The organism is Stieleria neptunia, assembly GCF_007754155.1.
Lineage (GTDB): Bacteria > Planctomycetota > Planctomycetia > Pirellulales > Pirellulaceae > Stieleria > Stieleria neptunia.
Window position 1 is genome coordinate 50,128 of the sequence record NZ_CP037423.1, and the last position, 20,883, is coordinate 71,010.

Annotated in this window: 15 protein-coding genes; 10 read left to right on the top strand and 5 right to left on the bottom strand. The window is 59.4% G+C overall.

Going from position 1 to position 20,883, the window contains the following annotated elements; genetic code table 11:
• Positions 1-72: 72 nt before the first annotated feature.
• Positions 73-903: a 3'-5' exonuclease gene (locus Enr13x_RS00225; protein WP_145384094.1), complete on the bottom strand. Its 831-nt coding sequence runs from the start codon at positions 901-903 to the stop codon at positions 73-75.
• 87 nt (positions 904-990) lie between these two features.
• Between Enr13x_RS00225 and pepT the strand changes: the two genes are divergently transcribed.
• The 8 genes from pepT to Enr13x_RS00260 all read left to right on the top strand — a co-directional run bounded on the left by pepT (position 991) and on the right by Enr13x_RS00260 (position 8,365).
• On the top strand, positions 991-2,238 hold the full coding sequence (gene pepT / locus Enr13x_RS00230; RefSeq protein ID WP_145384095.1) for a peptidase T: 1,248 nt from the start codon (positions 991-993) through the stop codon (positions 2,236-2,238).
• 8 nt (positions 2,239-2,246) lie between these two features.
• The gene (locus Enr13x_RS00235; RefSeq protein WP_145384096.1) at positions 2,247-3,224 is read left to right on the top strand and encodes a 4-(cytidine 5'-diphospho)-2-C-methyl-D-erythritol kinase; all 978 of its coding nucleotides are present in this window, start codon (positions 2,247-2,249) and stop codon (positions 3,222-3,224) included.
• A 30-nt stretch (positions 3,225-3,254) separates the two neighbouring features.
• Positions 3,255-3,806 carry a SpoVG family protein gene (locus Enr13x_RS00240; protein ID WP_145384097.1) on the top strand — a complete coding sequence of 184 codons (552 nt, stop codon included), beginning with the start codon at positions 3,255-3,257 and terminating at the stop codon, positions 3,804-3,806.
• Positions 3,807-3,989: 183 nt separating this feature from the next.
• Positions 3,990-5,966 carry an ABC transporter ATP-binding protein gene (locus Enr13x_RS00245; RefSeq protein ID WP_145384098.1) on the top strand — a complete coding sequence of 659 codons (1,977 nt, stop codon included), beginning with the start codon at positions 3,990-3,992 and terminating at the stop codon, positions 5,964-5,966.
• A gap of 371 nt (positions 5,967-6,337) precedes the next feature.
• Positions 6,338-7,429: a flotillin-like FloA family protein gene (locus tag Enr13x_RS00250; RefSeq protein WP_145384099.1), complete on the top strand. Its 1,092-nt coding sequence runs from the start codon at positions 6,338-6,340 to the stop codon at positions 7,427-7,429.
• Positions 7,430-7,543: 114 nt separating this feature from the next.
• Positions 7,544-7,786 (top strand): BON domain-containing protein, encoded by a 243-nt coding sequence (locus Enr13x_RS00255; protein ID WP_095736653.1) that lies wholly within the window; start codon positions 7,544-7,546, stop codon positions 7,784-7,786.
• A gap of 121 nt (positions 7,787-7,907) precedes the next feature.
• On the top strand, positions 7,908-8,030 hold the full coding sequence (locus tag Enr13x_RS39290) for a hypothetical protein (RefSeq protein WP_261344164.1): 123 nt from the start codon (positions 7,908-7,910) through the stop codon (positions 8,028-8,030).
• Positions 8,031-8,146: 116 nt separating this feature from the next.
• Complete coding sequence (locus Enr13x_RS00260) at positions 8,147-8,365, top strand: cold shock domain-containing protein (RefSeq protein WP_315856984.1); 219 nt, start codon at positions 8,147-8,149, stop codon at positions 8,363-8,365.
• Between the two features lie 38 nt (positions 8,366-8,403).
• Here the strand turns inward: Enr13x_RS00260 and Enr13x_RS00265 are convergent, their stop codons facing one another.
• From Enr13x_RS00265 to Enr13x_RS00275, 3 genes are all read right to left on the bottom strand, one after another.
• Complete coding sequence (locus tag Enr13x_RS00265; protein WP_197455670.1) at positions 8,404-9,855, bottom strand: DUF1501 domain-containing protein; 1,452 nt, start codon at positions 9,853-9,855, stop codon at positions 8,404-8,406.
• On the bottom strand, positions 9,852-12,827 hold the full coding sequence (locus Enr13x_RS00270) for a DUF1553 domain-containing protein (protein ID WP_145384100.1): 2,976 nt from the start codon (positions 12,825-12,827) through the stop codon (positions 9,852-9,854). Before Enr13x_RS00270 ends, Enr13x_RS00265 begins: the two co-directional genes overlap by 4 nt.
• 193 nt (positions 12,828-13,020) lie before the next feature.
• Positions 13,021-16,548 (bottom strand): choice-of-anchor Q domain-containing protein, encoded by a 3,528-nt coding sequence (locus Enr13x_RS00275; RefSeq protein ID WP_145384101.1) that lies wholly within the window; start codon positions 16,546-16,548, stop codon positions 13,021-13,023.
• 330 nt (positions 16,549-16,878) lie between these two features.
• Between Enr13x_RS00275 and Enr13x_RS00280 the strand changes: the two genes are divergently transcribed.
• Together Enr13x_RS00280 and Enr13x_RS00285 are read left to right on the top strand one after the other, a co-directional pair.
• Positions 16,879-17,958 carry a class I fructose-bisphosphate aldolase gene (locus Enr13x_RS00280; protein ID WP_145384102.1) on the top strand — a complete coding sequence of 360 codons (1,080 nt, stop codon included), beginning with the start codon at positions 16,879-16,881 and terminating at the stop codon, positions 17,956-17,958.
• Positions 17,959-18,102: 144 nt separating this feature from the next.
• Positions 18,103-18,717 (top strand): Uma2 family endonuclease, encoded by a 615-nt coding sequence (locus Enr13x_RS00285; protein ID WP_145384103.1) that lies wholly within the window; start codon positions 18,103-18,105, stop codon positions 18,715-18,717.
• 279 nt (positions 18,718-18,996) lie between these two features.
• Here the strand turns inward: Enr13x_RS00285 and Enr13x_RS00290 are convergent, their stop codons facing one another.
• A complete protein-coding gene (locus Enr13x_RS00290; RefSeq protein ID WP_145384104.1) occupies positions 18,997-20,841 on the bottom strand; it encodes a chloride channel protein in 1,845 nt (614 codons plus the stop codon).
• Between the last annotated feature and the right edge of the window lie 42 nt (positions 20,842-20,883).

Consider the following 20,883-nt stretch of genomic DNA (forward strand, 5'->3'; position numbering starts at 1 on the left):
GAGTGGTCTGAACATCATTCTGCCCCGGATCATTCTGCCAAACCTTTTCCTACACTGCCGCCCTCGTCACTCTCACCCTTCGGCGTCGGCCGCATCACTCTCCCACGGATCCGACCAGTCTTCCCAGTGTTCCAGGTAGGTCGCGTAGGCTTCGCAGTCGGCGGCCTTGGCCTCGATCCACGCCTTGCTTTCGGCCGTGATCTCGACTTCTTTCTCCAGCGTCATCTTGCCGCTGAGCACCATCGACCGCAGGAACACGAAATACGTGTCCAGCACATCGCAGCGGCAGTAGTCGCTGATGCCCTTGAGGTCCCCGTCGTCATATTGCTGTTGGACCTGGTCGCCGGTGACCGACATTTTGCCGGGTTTGCCGAGCAGCTTGGTCGCCAAGTTCAATCCGCCGTTGAACCGTGAGGCGCTGAAATTAGTCAATAAATCTTGCAGGTCCAGGTGCGAATCGACGCTAAACCGATTCCGCGGCGATCGATAACCGTCGTTTTTGAACCAGGGCGCGATCGAGATGCCGAAGCGATAGGCCGCCAGTTCCATCAGCGGTAGATCGAAGGTTCGACCGTTGAACGTGACCCATTGGGGACGCTTGTAGATCTCCCAACCCTTCCAAAAATGGGCCGTGATCACGTGGCTGCGAAAATTCGGTTCGTCCAGGGAAACAATATCGATCAGCCGAAAGTCTTTGGAAACCTTGGCGACCACCACCGCAATGGGAACCTGGAACGTGTAGGGGATAAACGTGGTCCCTTTCTCCTCCATCAATTCCGATTGATAACGCGCGATGGCGTCCTGCGGCGAAAGCGACTGGCCGGGGTAGCGGACTTTCGCGATCAGCGCCCCATCGGCGATACTTTCGCAGTCAAATACCAGATGGGAAACGTCTTCGCTCATCAATCACCTTGATCCCGGTTCAAAAATCGTGTTGGAGTGTGGATCCGTTTCCGACACCTGCCGCACGAGCTTAACACAAAACGACACATGTTCGAAATCAACCGCCGCCGATTGTTGGACCGTTTTCTACGGTACGTTCGCATCGCCACCACCGCCGATCCCAATAGCGGGACCTATCCCAGCAGCGAAGGCCAACGGGAACTCGGCAAACTGCTTGCCGCCGAGCTTGCTGCGATGGCGGCCGAGGACGTCGTTCAAGACGAACACGCCCTGGTCTATGCGAGCGTTCCGTCCACCGTCGGCGATGCCGAGGTGCCCGTCGTCGCACTCGTCGCCCACGTCGACACATCGCCCGACGCACCCGGCGAGAACGTTTGCCCCAGCGTGATCGAAAACTATCCCGGCGGCGACATCGAACTGGCCAATGGAGAAATGATTCGTGTCGACGCCTGCCCGGCACTCCGCGATCTGGTCGGTGCCACCCTGATCACGACCGACGGCACCACGCTGCTCGGCGGCGACGACAAAGCCGGTGTGGCGATTATCATGGAACTGGTCCAGACGTTGATCGAAAATCCGCAACTGAAACACGGTCCGGTCAAGGTCGTGATGACGTGCGATGAAGAAATCGGCCATGGAACCGACAAGATCGATTTGCAAAAACTAGCAGCCGATGTGGCGTACACCCTCGACAGCGGCGGAGCCGGCATCGTCGACGTGGAAACGTTTTCGGCCGATGCCGCCACGGTGCGTTTTCTCGGGGACAACATTCATCCGTCGATCGCCAAAGACCGCATGATCAACGCGGTTCGTGGCGCCGCCGATTTCATCGCCGCCCTGCCGCGCGAAACCGACACGCCGGAAACCACCGACGGCCGGCAAGGGTTCATCCACGCCAATTCCATCAGCGGCGGGGTCGGTGAAGCGACCGTCGAATTGATCCTCCGTTCCTTCGATGCCGCCGACTTGGAAACCTACGCGGAATCCCTCCGCCAGATCGCCGCCTCGGTCGAATCGCAATGGCCGGGATTGAAAGTCGAAGTCAACACGCGGCGGCAATATCGCAACCTGGGCGAAGGCCTGGCCAAGTTGCCCGAGTCGATCACACTGGCCGAACAAGCGTTTGAGAACTTGGGCCGCCCGTGCACCAAAGCGATCGTTCGCGGCGGTACCGACGGCAGCGTGCTGACCGAAAAAGGTCTGCCGACGCCCAACCTGTCCAGCGGCCAACACAATATCCACAGCGTGCGCGAATTTGCTTGCCTGGACGAAATGGTTGCCGCGACCGAACACTTGGTCGAATTGCTTTCGCTTTGGTCCAACCAGCGGGCTTAAAAACCATCATGACGATCGCCCGTACCTCGCCACCGGCAAAACTGAACCTGTTTCTCGAGATTCCGGCCCGCCGTGATGACGGGTACCACGAAATCGACACCGTCATGGCCGCGATCGACTGGCGTGACGAACTGGAAATCGAATCGATTCCCCAGCCGCGAATCGAATTGACGGCAGATTGGTTGCCCTCGGTCGAATCGGTTGCCGGCGAGTTGGGACTGGACGCCGGCCAGGGCCGCGTGCCCGAGCTGCTGCGGATTCCCACCGACGACTCCAACCTGGTCGTCCGCGCGCTGGCGGCCTTTCGGACCCAATTTGGCGTCCAAACGGGCTTCCGCGTGCGACTGGGCAAACGGATTCCCGCCGGGGCCGGGATGGGCGGTGCCAGCAGTGACGCGGCCCATGCGATTGACTGTGCTGCCCAGATTCACCAATTTGACAACGAAACAAAGGTCCTCCACGGGATCGCGTCGTCGATCGGCAGCGATGTTCCGTTCTTTCTTGCCGATCGGGACTGCCAGTCGGTGATGGCGGCCCATGCGACCGGTCGCGGCGAGTTGTTGTCACCGCTGGGAGACTGTCCATCGATACACTTTGTGGTGGCGTATCCATCGAGGAGCCTGTCGACAGCGGGCGTTTACGCACAGTTGAAGGTTCCCGAGCGAGCGGTTTCATCGACGTCCTTTTTGCAGGCGCTTGGGCGTGGAGATCGCGAGCGGATGGGCCAGGCGATGATGAATCGGCTGACCGGTCCGGCGTTGAAAATTCTGCCACAGCTGAACGAATTATTGGAATCACTGTGGCAATGCGGACTCCAACCGTGTCAACTAACTGGTAGCGGTTCGGCATGTTTTGGGATTGCCAAGGATGTCGAACAGGCCAAGGAGATCGTGAAGCGTTTAGAGACCGAGTTGCAACCTGGTGTTTTGCTTCGTGTGGCGCAAACGGTTCCTGCTGCGACACCCATTGAAATCGAGCCGAGCTAGAACGCAGTCATTAGCGAGGGAGTTCAGATCGTGGAGATAACGGAGATTCGAATCAAGTTAATGGAGTCGTCGGAAGACCGGCTGCGAGCGTTTTGTTCGATCACGATCGATGGCTGTTTCGTGGTCCGCGATTTGAAGATCATCGACGGTGCCAACGGACCGTTCGTGGCGATGCCGAGTCGGAAGTTGACCGGTCATTGCAATCGCTGCCACCACAAGAATCATTTGCGTGCCAGTTACTGTAACCATTGCGGTCACAAGCTTTCCTTCGACAGCGACGGCGCGCTCGACTCGCCGCAAAAGCTGTATGCCGACGTCGCCCATCCGATCAACAGCGAGTGCCGCGAACTGATACAGGACGCGGTGATTCACGAGTTTGAAGCGGAGTTGAGTCGTTGCCAACAACCAGGCTATCGTTCGCGCTACGATGACGACTTTGCCGATGCCGGCGAAGACGTGGACACGGCGTTGATTGACCCGGCCCACGCCTCGCCGAGCCCCTCCAAGCAACGAAAACCGAGCGAGCAGGAAGAGAAGCGTGTCGGCGGCAACGACTCGGAATTCGGCGCCGGGATTTTTTGATCGACGATGTTTCGCGGGGACCTGCATCGGCCTCGATTTCCGGAACGGACTGGCCATAGGGATCGTCGTTCGCTAAAACGAGTTTGAGTCCGCCATCGGATCAATCATCTCAACCGACGTTGTCGAACGTCGGCCGAACCCTTTTTGATAGCATCGCCCACTACGGTGACCAAGGACGGCCCCGTGAACACGCCTTTCGTTCGAGTATTAAGACTGGCATTTCGCCGTCACTGGGCCATCGCGGGAATCGCGGTTTCCTCGCTGGCGATCGCACTGTTGTGGAGTGCCAATATCAGTGCGGTGTTGCCGATCGTCGACGTCGTCTTTGCCGGCGATACGCTTTCGGAATACGTCCAGGAGTCGATTGAGAAAGCGGATCAGGCGGCGGAGACGTACACCGCCAGAATCGCCGAACTCGAATCCGGCGTGGTCTCCCAGGGCGATTCCATCGACGAGCTCCGCGCGCAGGTGGCGCGACAGAACAACAAGTCGGATTATTACCGCCAAGCCCAACCCTGGGTCGACGCGTATGCCCCGACGACGCCGTTTGGGACGTTGTTGGCGATCCTGACGTTCTTGGTTGTCGGCACGGCGCTAAAATTGGTCGCCCTGACGGCCAACATGATGTGGGTGCAGTATGTCGGTGGGCGGACGGCGATCGATTTACGAGCGATCTTCTTTCGCAAGGCGCTCCGTTTGGATCTGGACGCCTTCGGCGAAAACGGCTCGGCCGACTTGACGTCGCGATTGACCAATGATGTCGCGCTGGTCACCGCGGGCGTGTCCACCTTGCTCGGCCGCATGATCCGCGAACCCCTGAAGATGATCGCGTGTTTGATCGGCGCCGCCGTGGTCTGTCACCGGCTGTTGTTCTTGGTGCTGATCGTCTCACCGATCTTGGCCATCGTGATGCAGCAATTAAGCCGTGCGATCCGTCGGGCCAGCAAACGGGCGATGGAAGAGATGAGCCAGTTGTATGGGATGCTCAATGATTCCTTCGCCGGGATCCGCCTGGTCAAAGCGTCCAACACCCAGGCTTTCGAGCGCGCCCGACTTCGCCGCGGCACGTTCGCCTACTACCAGAAAACGATGAAGATGGCGTTCTACAACACGCTGGCTCGTGGGACGACCGAATTGATGGGCATGACCACGGTGTCCCTGGCGATCCTGGCCGGCGGCTACCTGGTGCTGAACAAGCAGACGCATCTGTTCGGTTTGCAAATGACAACCGAACCGTTGGAACAAGGCCAAGTGTTTTTGTTCTTTAGCTTTTTGATCGGTGCGTCGGACCCGGCCCGCAAGTTGGCGGACGTTTGGAGCGGTTTGCAACGCGGCATCGCGGCGGCGGTGCGGGTGATGGAAATCGTCGACATGCCCGTCCGGGTCGAAGAACCGACCGCCCCGCGTTCTCCCCTGCGACCGCACTCGAGTATCCGGTTCGACGGTGTGGACTATCAATATCCCTCCGGCCCCAAGGTGCTCCGCGGAATCGATCTGGAGATCCCGCACGGAGAAACGATCGCCATCGTCGGCCCCAACGGATGTGGCAAAAGCACGATGATCAGTCTGCTGTGTCGCTTCGACGACCCCCAAGGCGGTCAGCTGCTGTTGGACGATGTGCCGATCCAACAAATGCGGACCCGCGACTTACGCAAACGGCTTGCGTTGGTGACCCAGCGGACGATCCTGTTCGACGACACGATCGAAAACAACATTCGCTACGGCAGCCCGGGTGCCGATTCGCACGATGTCGTCCGGGCGGCCAAACTGGCGTTCGCCGACGACTTCATTCGCAGAAAGACGCCCGACGGTTACAAAACGATCCTTGGGACCGGTGGGATGCGGCTGTCCGGTGGGCAGATGCAACGCATCGCCTTGGCCCGCGCGTTCCTGCGCAACCCCGATATCCTGATTCTCGATGAAGCGACCAGTCAGATTGACATGGAAAGCGAGCAGCTGATCCACCAGGCGCTCGAACGGTTCCTGGTCGGACGGACCGGGGTGATGATCACACACCGCCCGAGCACCCTGGCGATGGCCCATCGCGTGGTCGTGATCGAACAGGGGCGGGTCGCCGCCAGCGGAAAACACGAGGAATTGATCGGCACCAACCGATTCTACCAGAGCTTGTGCGGGGGCGATCAACCGATCGCGGCCTGAGCGTGCGTCCTTGAAGGGTCGCGCCGTCTATTCTCACCGAATGCGAACTTTCTCCATTGCGGGTGGCGGTGGCGCCGGTAGGATGGAATGATGATTCACGACCGATAATCCATTGCGATTGCCGGTCGATCGGCGACGCGTGTCGATCAAACCGACCACGCGAGCCCCCCGCACCCGTCTGATCGTTGGTGCGGTCAATGATCTAAAGAGCGTCAGCATCACTTGGATGAACGTCCTTGGGTGAACCTCAATATGAGGTGAGCCGGAATGTGAAAAAGCTGTGTCGAGAGCAATTGTTTTCTCGATGAGCGAAACGATAGCTGCGCGGTAAACATTTGGCGTTCTTGTTGGAACCCGTCTTGAGCATTGGGATGCCCTCCCAACTGCAACTTCTGATCGCCGCTGCGCTGATCGGCTGTGTGGTCGCGATCGCGTTGTTCTGGGTGCTCAGCAAATGCGGGGCGTACTGGTTTCAAGCCTACATGTCCGGCGCGGACATCACGATGAAAAGCTTGATCGTGATGTACCTGCTGAAGTTGGATCTGCGGATGATGGTCACCGCAAAAATCATGTGCCGACAGGCCGGGTTGCGGATCGATCGCCAGGGCGGCATCCGAACCGCGGATTTACAGATTCACGCGTTGGCCGGCGGAGATGTGATGAACGTGGTTCAGGCCATCATCGTGGCGCACCGGGCCGGGATCGAGTTGGATTTTGATCGCGCCGCGGCGATCGATCTGGCCGGCCGCGACGTGCTGCACGCGGTGCAGACGAGTGTCACGCCCAAAGTCATCTATTGCCCGGAAGCCCGCGAGGGCCGACCGCTGTTGAGCGCGATTGCAAAGAACGGTGTCGAATTGCTGGTCGGTGCACGGGTGACGGTCCGCACCAATCTGGATCAATTGATCGGCGGAGCGACCGAAGAAACCATCGTCGCCCGGGTCGGCCAAGCGATCGTCAGCGCGATCGGGTCGTCGGCGACCCACATGGATGTGTTGGAAATGCCGCTTCAGATTTCGGAGGCCGCCATGGCCCACGGACTCGATTCGAACACCGCATTCGCCATCGTCTCGATCGATATCGCGGACATCGACGTCGGTGAAAACATCGGCGCCCGATTGCAACGTGACCAGGCCGATGCCGATGGTCGAATCGCCCGCGCCCGGGCCGAAGCACGGCGGGCCGAAGCGGTGGCCCACACCCAACAGATGCTCGCCAAGGTTGCCGAAAATCGAGCCCATTTGGTCAATGCCGAGGCCCAGGTCCCGCAAGCCATGGCGGTGGCATTTCGGAGCGGAAATCTGCGCGGGAAAGCCGTCCGTTGGATTCCCGGTGTGGATCGTAAAGAACCGCCACGAGCCAACGGCATCTCCGATCGCAAGAACAGCCCAACCAAACCGGGTGATGCCAAACCGTCGCCCGCCAATCCCTTTCTCGGACCGAGGGAGGAACGCGACGGATGAAACGTTCCATTCCACTCCGGGATTCCCAATTCAATACCCGGTGCATTCAGTCGGCGCAACTGTTGATCCGATACCGTTGGTATTTGTTTCATCCGCTTCACCTAGGAGTGAACGATGGCCCTCGGTAATCGAATCCCAGACAAAACGCTGCTCAAAAACGTTCAGAGTCGGTTGTCTAAGAAATGTTCCAGTTCACCCAAAGTGAGCGGTGATGTGCGCAGCGGCGAAGTCACGCTCAACGGTACGATCAAAAACGAAGTCGAGCGCAAGCAGATTCTCAGGGCGGTTTCGTCCGTCGAAGGAATCTCTCGCGTCATCGACCGGATCAAAGTCGAAGTGCGACCCAAGACGGCTTAAAAGCCACGCTCGTTCGGCCGCAACGTCCTCGCCTGCCGGGGACCTGCGTCACACTACTTGTTTCAGAGGAGTCGATCAAATCACGAAAAATCAAAACACCTTCGCCAAACGACAACGCGAGATGGAAAAGAAACGCAAGGCGGAAGAGAAACGACAGCGTCGCAACGAACGCAAGTCCGCCGGACCAGAGCTCGCACCCGACGCAACCGATGTCGTCGATCCCAACGACTCACCCTCGTCATAAACATCAAACCAAACAAACGCTTCGCCCCTTCACCGGAACGAAGCATCACGATCACGTGTCTCCAAGGTTGCGCGAACGTTTCTCGCAACACATCGAGGCACAACTGTTTTTTAGCAATGGATACGGAAATGGAAAAAGGCAAGATTAAACGCGTGACCGACAAAGGTTTCGGATTCATCTCGACCGACGGTAGCAACAACGACATGTTCTTCCACAGTTCGTCTGTCGAAGGCGTCGAATTCAATGACCTTCGTGAAGGTCAAGAAGTGACGTACACGGTCGGACAGGGCCCCAAGGGACCCCGAGCCGAAAACGTTCAGCTGGTCGGAAACTGACACGCGATCACGCGACGAAACTCGACATGGGTTTCGTCTCAACTGATGATCTCATCAATCACGCGGCCGTAAACGTCGGTCAGACGAAAGTCTCTACCGGCGTGACGATACGTCAATTGCTCGTGATCAAGACCTAGCTGGTGCAGCAGCGTCGCGTGCAGATCATGCATGTGGACCTTGTTCTGAATGCTGGCGAATCCGAATTCATCGGTTTCGCCGTAAGCCATTCCCGGACGAAAGCCGCCACCGGCAAGCCAGACCGTAAAGCCGCCTGGATTGTGGTCGCGGCCGGTGCCGTTGCTTTGCGAGTACGGCGTGCGACCGAATTCACCGCCCCACCAAACGATGGTGTCTTCTAACAGGCCCCGTCGTTTGAGATCCGCCAGCAACGCGGCAATCGGTCGATCCACCGCCTTGGCGTGTGTCGCATGTTTGGGCAGATTGGAGTGCTGGTCCCATGCGGGGTTGGCCGAGTTGTCGCCGTAGTTGACCTGCACGAATCGTACGCCGGCCTCGCACAGCCGTCGCGCCAACAGACACTTTCTGCCGTAGTCTTGGGTCGTGGGATCATCGATTCCATACTCGGAAAGCGTCGTCGCCGATTCGCTGGTCAAATCTAAAATGTCCGGTGCGACCTGCTGCATCCGCCAGGCGAGTTGGTAGGACTGCTGCATCGCTTCGAATTCACTGTTGTGAATCCCGCGTCGCCGGATCTGTCGCCGATTCAGCTGATCGATCAAGTCAAGTTGAGCCTTCTGACGCTCGATCGATGCGTCTTGGCGGACCAAGTTGTCGATCTCCAAATCGCTGCGACCGGCGGTGCCGATCGGTGTCCCCTGATATCGCGCGGGCAAAAACGCACTGCCATAGTTTCGCGGCCCGCCGTTGCCGATCGAGGGTGCGATCGAGACGAATCCCGGCAACGCGGCGTTTTCAGTGCCCAGCCCGTAATAGATCCAGGAGCCGACCGAAGGGCGGACGAAGTTGGTCGAGCCGCAATGCAGAAACAGCGTCGCCGGTCCGTGTGCGACCCCGTCGGTATGCATCGAATGGATGAAGCACAGGTCGTCGACGTGCCGCGCCGTCTCGGGAAACAGATCCGAAACGTAACGCCCGCACTGGCCATACGGTTTGAATCCCCAAGGCGACTTCATCAACCGTTGTTCGATGCCGCGCTGGCCCGAGCGGGCAAATTCGCGGGCGTCGTCAAACGGCATCTTCTTGCCGTCGTGGGTTTGTAGCGCCGGCTTGTGATCGAACGAGTCGACTTGGCTGACACCGCCCTGCATGAACAAAAAAATGATCCGTTTGGCCCGCGGCATTCGATGTGCACCCGGCGGTGGCACTGGACCGGCCGCCAGAGACGTCGGCGCTGTGAACGCATCGGCGGCCATCGCGCCGCAAGCCAAAGCACCAAAACCGCAGGCCGATTGCTGCAGCATCATGCGTCGCGCGATCAATTCCCCGTCGGGTGTCATGTCGTCATTCATTCCAAATACCGAAAGTCGATGGAGGCGAACAGGGATTGAATCAGGTCGGCGAGCCGATCTTCACTCGGCGCTGCGTCTTCACCGCCGAGGTATTCGAGACACAGTTGCATTTCATCCGCATCCGGCCGCCGGCCGTAGCAGGCGAGGTAGAGTTGCTCGACGATCGATTTGGTTGAGCTTGACTTGGCCGAGCTTGACGCGGCCGGACCGTCGGCGGACGCGTGCAGCCATCGCTTGCCGGCCTGTCGGGCGCGGTCGATGATCCATGTGTGATTCATCATCGCCAGCGATTGGGGTGCGACCGTGCTTTGACCCCGCTGGCCCACCGACACGCTGGAGTCGGCAAAATCAAACAGTCCGAACAACGGTGGAAGCGAATTGCGAAACACCGGCAAATAGAGACTTCGCCGTTTCGAGTCGTGTTTGTAGTTGTAGTCCGACGAGGTGCCGGGGCGGATCGTCGAGCCTCCGGTGCGATGTTCGATTTCACCACTGACGCACAGCATCGCATCGCGAAGGGCTTCTACCGGAATGCGTTTGACGCTGCCCGATGCGTACAGCCGATTGTTCGGGTCGACCGCGATCCGCCGCGCGTCGTCCGTCACGGCACGGCGATAGGCTTCACTGCAGACGATCGTTCGGACCAGTGATTTGGTCGACCAGTCGTGATCGATCAGCTCGGCGGCCAACGCATCCAACAGTTCCGGGTGCGAAGGGGGCTCGCCCGTCGTGCCAAAATTGTTTTCGGTCGCGACCAAGCCTTCACCCATCAGCCACGACCAAACGCGGTTGGCATACACCCGCGCCGTCAGCGGGTTGCTCGGATCGGCAATCCACTCGGCAAGCTCGACGCGACCGCTGCCGCGGCTGCCGATGCGGTCGGCATAGCGCTGCGCCGGCCCGACGGCGCTGAGAAAACCGCGGCGGACGGTGTCGCCCAGCTGGTGCACGTTGCCGCGAACACGGACCGCGATTTCCTCGCGTGGTTCACTTTCAGAGACCGTCAGATACTTCGGCCGTCGATTCAGTTCGGATTGCAACCGTTTCAATTCGGCGGAGAGTGTTTTGCGTCGTGCCGCGACGGCTTCCAGGTCGACGTCATCGGTTGTTGCGCCAGCCGGCGCGTCCGCCGACCCCTTCGCCACCGACGGTTGACCGTCGACCGGCAAGAATTGAACCGCGTCGACGATCACGCAACCGTCGGCGTTTTCGTTGGAGACGATGACAAACGATTGGCCTTCCTTTTCAAACGGAAAAACGCCCAGCGAAATCCACAGTCCGTCGATCGGCGGGCGGCGGCGTTGGTTCACCCGAACCGTGGTCGATTCGTTCGCGCTGAACACCTTGACCACGACGTTCGTGGCTCGATTGTCATGAGACGTGTACGACAGGCGGACTTCGTAGCGTCCGGTGGGCAGATCGACCGGGTCGAAGGTCACCGACTTGCTGCCTTGTCCCGTGGTGCCGTCATGGCGGTAGCCCGCACCGACATAGGGTTTGACGAACGTCGACTCGGTCCAGGTGCCCACGTCGCTCGCGTCCGCGTCGTCCACCACGACGCCCGCCAACGTGTCAACGGAAACCACACGCTTGTCGTTGCCGGGGCCGCCTTTTTCCAGCGATTGCAACGTTTTTAATTCGGCCGCAACGGCATCCGCCCGGGTCTGCAATGAGCGATAGTGCGCTTCGTCAGCCGGATCCAACGGCAGCGGTTTTTCGATCCACTTGGACAGGTTGGCGTGTTTCAGCGGAGTGGTCGATCTCATGATCCCCGCCAACGCGTAATAGTCGCGCGTCGGGATCGGATCAAACTTGTGATCATGACAGCGGGCACAGCCGATCGTTTGCGCCAGGAAAGCGCGTCCGATCGTTTCGAGTTGCTCGTCGATGTGATCGAATTCAAGTTTCGTCTTGTCCTGGTCTTCCAAGTTCGAATTGCCCAGTGCCAAGAATCCGGTTGCGATCGCCCGCTGTTGGGTTTCGGTGATGTCGTCGCAAGCCAGCAGGTCACCGGCGATCTGATCGCGAATCATCTGATCAAAGGGTCGATCGTTGGCATAGGACCAGATCAGGTAGTCACGGTACCGCCACGCTTCGGGCAGAATGAACCCGCGCAGCGTGATCGATTCGGCATATCGCACCACGTCCATCCAGCGTCGTGCAAAGTGTTCGGCGAAGTGTGGGGATGCCAGCAATCGATCCACCAGCCGCTCATAGGCCCGTGGTGACGGGTCGGCCAAGAAGGCATCGAGGGTCTGCGGCGACGGCGGCAACCCGTGCAGGTCGAACGTCAATCGTCGCACCAGCGCCCGTGGCTCGGCCGGAGGCGCCGCGGTCAGTCCGTGCCGTGCCAGGTCTCGGTCGATCCAGGCATCGATCGACGCATCAGAAGGCGCGATTCTCCGATACGCCCAGTGTTCGTGGGCACGTTCGACGGGAAGCCCGGTTTGCCGCGTCGGCTCCCCGCTCGATCGGCTCGGTTGTCGAGGATCCACGGCACCGTCCTGGACCCACCGCCGAAACGCCGCGATCGTCACGTCGTCCAGTTTCCCGTCCGGGGGCATTTCCAGTGCCGGATCGTCGTACGCGATCGCTTCGATCAAGCGACTTGCCGCGGCGTCACCGGGGACAATCGCGGGGCCGAGATCGCCGCCGCTCTGCCAGCCGTCGCGTGAATCCAGCACCAGCCCACCGCTCGCTTCGGTCTCCGTTGAATGGCACTCCAGGCAGTGCTCGATCAACGCCGGGCGGATCTTCGTTTCGAACCACTGGACCTTTTCAGCGTCCGTTTCGATCGGCAAGGATTCGTCTTGTCCCTCGGCGGCGGTCGAAACGCCCGAGCCGGCTGCCAACCACGCGACCGAGATGAAGCACGCGATCAGGGCGCACCACGGGTTCGGCATCGGAGCGAGAAACTGGGCAGTGAAAAACAGGGCCAGGGGGTGGCCAATGCTTCGCGATCGATCTGGCATAGGTGGGAGGGTGCCAAGACTTGGAAGTGGGCGGACGTGTGACAAAGGACCGCGGGGGGAAGTCCAGTCTACTCTGGATTCACCCGGGGTGGCAAATCCGAACGCCACGGCGGGCAACGCTGCGAAGCATTTTTTCCCTGTGTTCCTTTAGGTGACTTCCGCTTCGACCCTCAGGTCGTTTCTGGACAGAACGCTAAAATGGCAATCGTTTTAGCATTCGAAGCCCGAAACGCCCGTAGTCTTGGGCGTCCACGTCGCCGTCTCCGTCGCTGTCGAATTGTATGTCATAGCCGGGTTCGCCGACCGACTTCATAAACGTCTGTCCGAAACGTTGATAGTCTTGTCCATCAACGTCACGGTCACCATCTCGATCCCCGAACAGCCGAAAGAACCGGTCGGCCTCTTCATCACCGAACGTCAATGGACTTTCCATGAACAAGTCAAACTCTTGCGATTTGATCAAGGCAGGATCGATTTCCAGCAGGTAATTCCCGTCGGCAAGGGAGTTCTGACTGTTGAGCATGGTGTCGACCGACACGCCGGGGTCAAACAACAGGCTGACGGTCGAGACGTTGCCGTTGGGGCCCGGTTGCGTGTGTACCGAGTAGCGTACCGAATCGAGAATCTGGTGGGTGTCGCGATTGGTGATTTTGAATGCCGAGGGCGAGGTCACATCAATGGGTGAGTCAAAGAAGATCGCAACGTAGCTGAGGACCGATCGGGAGCCGATGGTGATGTGTTCAACCTGCGGCGCTCGAGCTTGGAAACCTTCGAAGGCGCCGATGTCGATCCGTCCGTCGTCCACCCGGGTGTATCCGTTACCGCGTTGATCGTGCAAGGGCACCGCTGCGATGCCCGCGGAGGCAGCCGGGTCGCCCTGATTGAGTGCCGGGCTGTTGTTATAGGGCGCGTGCGTCTTGGTCGGCCCGCCATTGTCCTGCAACGGCGCCAAGCCGGGATCTTGAACCCAGATTTGGTCGCCCGGTTGGTCGAACACGGCATCGGTTTGGCTGATGCCGATCAAGTTGTATCCGCCGCTGAGAATCATGCCACTACCGGATTGGTTGTGGAGATCGACCTGCTGATTTCCCGCCACGATGCTGGATGCAAGCGTCACAACGGGAGCCGTCGGACTCCCCAAGATCGTCACGATTCCGCCGACAAATCCGCTGGAATTGTTCGTGATCGTGCTGTGGCTCACATTCATCGGACCACCAAATGCCGTGATGGCGCCCCCGATGCCGTTGGTCACGTTGTTGCCGGAGATCGTTGAATTGACGATTTCGGCAGTTTCCGTTGGGGATCCCCAGGCGAATCCACCGCCATCGAGCACGGCTGTATTGTTCGAGATCGTGCTGCCCGCCATCTGAAGGGAACTGTCGGCGATGAAGCCTCCGCCGGAGCCGTTGGCTTGATTGCCATCGAGCGTCGAATCGGTAATCGTCAAATCGCCGGACCGCATCGCAATGCCGCCGCCATACGCGCGATATCCCGTGATGCTTGTCGTCGCAACGTTGTCCGAAACGTCGCTGCGTTCGATCACGACCACCGCATCGTCAGCTCGGATCCCGCCACCATCACCTGATTGTGACGTGTTTTGGCTGATCGTCGAATCCGAGACAACAAGCGTTCCGTTGACTTGATAGATCCCGCCGCCGCTGTCGGAGACGCTGTTGCGGACCACGCTTCGTTGCAGCCGCAGATTGCCGAGCGAACGAATGCCACCTCCGGTTCTGCCTGATCCGATCACACGTCCGTCGGCGATCGTCACGTCACTGATGGTGACGTCGGCATTCGATGAAAGATCAAAGACCCTCACTTGATTGTTTCCGCTGAGTGTCAATTGGTCGGCCCCCAAGCCGACGATGCTGACGTCATCGGTGACCGTGAATCCGTTTTCAATGGCAACGATGGTGCCCCCGGCCAGCGCGGGCGAAAACGTGATCAGATCATATCCGAACTGTTGATTGGACATCCGAATCGCTTCGCGTAGCGAAACGTTGCCGGGGCTGACGTTGCCGTCGTCCAGACGGTCCAGCGTGTCCACCTGAAGGACCTGGATCGCCGTGGCAAGGGCGTAGTCCTCCACCTCGCCATCGTCCGCGGCTCCGTCAAACGAAAGATTCGCTTGCGTGCTGACTCGGAATCGAAGCTGCGTTGTCGCGGAACCGGTGGCGTGGTGCGGCACGAAAAAACTGAGTTGGTTTGGGCCCGCGTTGAGGATACGGTCGCTAAAGATCTGTTCCCCCGTATCCGACCAATCTCCGTCGTCGTTGAAGTCGACCCAGGCATTCAGACGGCCTCCCGCGACCGAGGCGATCACGGTCACATCGGCGGTCTGTCCGGGGCGTAAGTAGGGCGGCAACAGGACTCCGTCGTCATCATCGCTGCCGCTCTGATCATCGCCCATCGCAGCCGGATCGGGTTGACCGTCAAGTTCCGCATCCACCGCGCTGCCCAAGTACAGTGGACCGCCGACCACATGAGACGCGCCGTTGCTGGACTGCAAGGTCGGATAGCTCGGATCCGGTGCATCGCCGTAATCCATCGAGGCTTGGGGAGCGCAAAGAGAGATCGTGTCGACCCGCCAGCCCCCGTTAAAAAAATCACCGTTGGTGGCCATCCGCCATCGCAGTTGGATCGGCTGGCCCACCGCGACCGACGGCAGATCAACCACCGTGTCCTTGTAATCCCGGAATTGTCCCGTCCACGTTTGGCGGCCAGACAACGGATTGTTGGCCGCTGCGAGTGTCGCATCGTATCCGCCGGTCACGAATCGGCCGCCGGCATCCAAAACATCGACAAACGGTGATCCATCGATTGAAATCTCCAAGACACCGCCGTGGGACGTCGGCTGCATCTCGTACGCCGTGCGAAATGACAACTGGGTGCTGGAAGGACTCAGTGTGAACACCGGTGAGGTCAGCGTGTTGTCACTGGGAAACGGAGGCGTGGGCACGACCGCGTGATTCGGCAGAGAATCGCTGAATAAATCAAACGTTTGCCAGGCGTTGCCGCCAGAGAAACTGGTGGTCCATCCGATCGGCAAATTGTATAGGAAGGCGGTGTCGAAATTTTCAAAAGACGAACAGGCAGTCACTGCCGCTGGTGGGATCGTTGCGTCGGGCTGTAACGCGGCGGCTTCGGCGGCGACAGATTCAATGCTCGGTGGCGGCATCACACCAGCCGGTTGGTCCGTCCACGCCAAGCGAACTTGCGAAAGACCGTCGGACGATGCCGAAAGGGTCGGCAGGATTTGGAACCGAGTGGACGAATCATCGATCGACTGTCCGTGTGCCAGCAAGGTTGACGGGCCGACGACAAGCTCGACGCGGAACCCTCCACCCTCGCCGCTGAACGTCCCGACCTCTGAAAACCCGCCGGCATCGTGATCCGCCTGGACCAAATGACGCACCCATCGAAACTCTTGCAACACGTCACCGGCGATCGGCAACCTGGCACGTCCCGGCACGCGATCGGGTCGCAAGGATGGCGGTTCTACCGGGCCGAGGCTGCCTGCGATCGGAGCACTCTCCACCGCTCGAAGCAGCCCCGCATGGTCGACGTGATAGAACGCGCTGTCCGCCGATGCATTGCCATCCTGGGAATCGCTGCCGACACGCGCCCACAGGTCGCCCGAAAGCAAATGGCGGTTCTCCAGCGGCTCAACTGCAACGGTGCGCCGTCCGTGGAAGCCTGTCGATCGGTGTTTTCGCCGCATGTTCCGCCTTATCGTTGAGGTGCTGTGAAGATCTCACTGCCTGATCGGACGCACAGTATGAATCAAGGAATCCCCAGGTTCCACCGTCTGGCGGTTTTCACGGTTCGGCGGAATCTGTGAAGTTCGTTGTTGCAGAGTCTCGCTGGCCCAAAACTTGCGAACAAACCAAGGCGCGCCACAAACGGACAAGTCCGAGTCCCAAATCGATTGCGATTGCGATCGGAGTCCTGTTTGCTTCGGTGGAAATCACCGTCGCACGGTCTGTCTTGTGACGCAGCCGCGCATCGGCTGTGCAATACCGCCCAACTTTTTTGAAATGGATGATCCGTGATGACAACCAAAACCAAGACCAATGTGCTCGATCTGCTCGGTAGCGATGGCGAAGCCCTGTTGAGCCATCAATGCGAAACCATTCCCGCGGCGCAGTTGCATCTGCCGGGTCCCGATTTCGTCGATGAGGTCTGGGCCCACTCCGATCGCAGCCCACGTGTCATGTGTGCGATGCAGTCGTTGTTCAATCACGGTCGGTTGGCGCGAACGGGCTATCTGTCGATCTTGCCCGTCGATCAAGGCGTGGAACACTCCGGTGGTGCCTCGTTTGCGCCCAATCCGATTTACTTTGACCCGGCCAACATCGCGCAATTGGCAGTCGAAGCGGGCTGCAACGGAGTCGCATCGACTTTCGGTGTGCTCGGCGGGATCGCGCGAAAGTACGCGCACCGCATTCCGATGATTTTGAAACTCAATCACAACGAATTGATGAGCTATCCGGCCACCTATGACCAGGTTCCTTTTGCCCGCGTCCGCGACGCTTGGAACATGGGATGCGTGGGCGTCGGTGCGACGGTGTATTTCGGTTCGGCCGAGTCGACGCGACAAATCCGAGAGATCTCCGATGCCTTTGCCCAAGCCCACGAGCTGGGCATGTTCACGATGCTGTGGTGCTACCTGCGGAACTCTGCCTTCACCGTCGATGGCGTGAACTATGAAGCCTCGGCCGACTTGACCGGGCAAGCGAATCATTTGGGATCGACGATCAACGCCGATTTCATCAAACAGAAACAACCCACCAACAACGGCGGCTACCGGGCGCTCAACCAAGGCGGCAACAAATACGGCAAGTACGACGATCGGATCTACGACGGACTTTCCAGCGACAACCCGATCGACCTGACACGCTACCAAGTGCTCAATTGCTACATGGGACGTTGTGGTCTGATCAACTCGGGCGGCGGATCCGGCGCGAATGATTTTCAACAAGCCGTCCGCACCGCCGTGATCAACAAACGAGCCGGCGGGATGGGATTGATCAGCGGCCGCAAGACGTTCCAACGTCCGATGGGCGAAGGCATCGAATTGTTCAACGCCATCCAAGATGTCTACCTGGATCCCGACATCACGGTTGCGTGAGCGTAGGGCATGCTGTGCATGCCATCCACCCGAAACCCTCATGAGAATCATGAGGGGGTGGGGGCAAAAGATTGAGTGGTCATAAAATGGAGGGTTCCATTGAATGTGTCATGCATAGCATGACCTACTTGCTAAACTATTTGTATGGATAACGCACTTCCATCAAATTCGAGTGAGCCCCTGCCCACGCGGTCGGCACCGGTGACGTTGCCGATCACGATCGGGCAATACGAAACATTGGTCGCGTCGGAGGCGTTTGAGGACACCGTCGGGCAAACCGAGCTGATTCGCGGGAGGATGGTGCACATGAATCCGCAGGGGCCGGAACACGCCGATCCGATCGATTTTCTCAGCGAATGGAGTTTCGAGCGGGTCGACCGTCGGTTCACCGTACGTATCGAGAAACCGATTTTGCTGGCCGAGCAGAACAGTTGCCCCGAACCGGACATCGTTTGGGCGACGCGTCGACGCTATCAGGAGCGACACCCCAATCCCAACGAAATCCACTTATTAATCGAGGTCAGCAAGAGCAGCGTTCGATTTGATCGGACCGAAAAGATGGAGCTTTATGCGGAAGCAGCCATCCCCGAGTACTGGCAGATCGACATCACCGGCCGCACCGTGACGGTGCATCGAGATCCGCAGGACAATCGATATCGGTCGATTCAAACCTACGAAATGTCAGCCGCGATCGAACCGCTCTGCCTCCCGGACGCCAAGCTCCAGATCGCCAGCTTGTTCGTCCCGGATGAGGCTTGAAGAAGCGGGGGTTGGTCAAAAATGGGAACCGTCGCAACGACGTCGTCGCGAATCCGCTGCTCGTGGTTCGTTTACTTTTAAACTGAGGGTGCCGCGGCTGGCACGGGCACAAGTAACACGGGATGCATCAACCGTTGGGGTTTAGCCTTTAGGCGATTCCCATTCGCTGCGACGCAGCGACAGTGGGCAGCTAAAGTCTGCACACCAACACGTATGCCCGTGCCCTTTGTACCTGACCCCTTTTTGCGCGACACCCTCGCGTAAAAAGTTGACAAAGCACTAATCTTCGCTGGACTGCTTCAGCTCCATCAGCCGTTGGTTGTAGGCGGCGATGGTTTCTTTGCGGCGCAACATGCCCAGAAAGACGCCCGGCCGTTCGGGGTCCAGGACCGGCAATTCGTCCAGGTTGTGCGACGTGAAGCGGCGCAGCGCGGTGTTGAGATCGTCCTCGGGCGTGAGGAACAAAAAGTTGTCCACCATGATGTCGCGGGCGACCGCCAGGTTCCACAGCGTGTCGTCGTACAAGTAGGCACGCACGTCGTCGTCACTGAAGATGCCGACCATTTTTTGATTCGCATCGACGACGGGAAAGTAGTCTTGATTGGTGTACGCCAAACGATGCACGATGCTATCGAGCGTCATGCCTTCGGGAATCAGAATCAGCTTGCGTTCTTTTTGATACAGGTCGCCGACGATCAATCCTTCCAGCACGTCGACGATGAAGTCGCCGCGGTGTGCCATCGATTCCATGCGGGTCGCGGGCTGGTTGTGATAGAGCCGGAAGTGCTGGCTGAACATGAACGTCAGCGTGGAAACCAACATCGTCGGCAGCAGCAGGCCGTAATCGCCGGTCAGCGCGCGGACCATGATGATGGTCGAGATGGGCGCCCGTGCGATGCCGGAGAAAAAACCGGCCATGCCGACCACGGCGAAGGCTTCGGGTTCGGTAAACAAGTTTGGCCAAACCTGCTGCAGGGACAATCCGACGGCCGCCCCGGTGCAACCGCCGATCACCATCGAGGGTCCGAAGACCCCGCCGGAGCCACCCGAACCGATCGTCAGCGCGGTGGTGCAAATCTTGGCCATCGCGACCAGCAGCACGCAGGCGATGCCCAACTGGTCGGCCGCCGTCAGCGCGATCTGCAGCACGCCATAGCCGGTGCCCAGCGAACCGAGCAGGTTGGGGTCACGACCAAACCAGAGGTACAGGCCGACGCCGAGGGTTCCGGCCAGGGCGGCGCCGATGGCCGGACGCACGTGCGGGATGATCGGCAAACGCCCGAACGCCGCTTGGCTGGCGAACAGTGTTTTGACGTAGATTGCCCCGACCACAAACAACACCACGGCCAGGGCCACGTAGGCCGGCAACTGCAGTGGCGAGACGAAGGTGTGTTCCAAATCGGCGCCGAACAAGGGAATGAAACGCGACTCGACCGGCAGGGATTGGACATACACGCTGTAGGCGATCACCGAAGCGGTTGCCGCCGGGACGATCACGTCGGCTTCCAGATCGGCGTCGCTGTAGAGGATTTCGCCGGCGAACACGGCGCCGGCCAGCGGCGCGCGAAAGATCGCTCCGATGCCCGCGCCCATCCCGGCGGCCAACAAGACGCGTCGTTCGCGGTTGGAAAGTTTTAACCGCGTCGCCAACCAGGAACCGAACCCGGCCCCGATCAACGCGATCGGTCCCTCACGACCGCCCGAACCACCGGTGCCCAAGGTGATCGCCGAGGCGAGCGTTTTGATGAACGGAATCCGCGCGCGGATCTTGCCGCGTTTGTTGTGGAACGCATCGATGGCGGCATCCGTCCCGGCACCCTCGGCTTCGGGGGCAAACGCATAAACCAACGTCCCCGACAGCAAGCCGCCGACCGCCATCACGGCGACGATCATCCAGGGCGAAAAAAAATCCGACCGGTGTTCAAAACGATTGTGCTCGCCCGCCGCATCGAGCGGTTGATAGCCGGCAAACTCGGTCACCGAGTAGCGGACGACGAACTGACCGAGCACATCAAACGCGATCGCACCGAGCCCGGCGACGACGCCGATCAACGAGGCGAGCAAGATCCATTTTCCCAGCGAATGCAGCTCAAAACGCTTTAGCAGTTTCTGCAGACGTTTCACTTGAAAGCGGTTTCCCTGAGCGAATGGCGAGTCGGTGGCGAT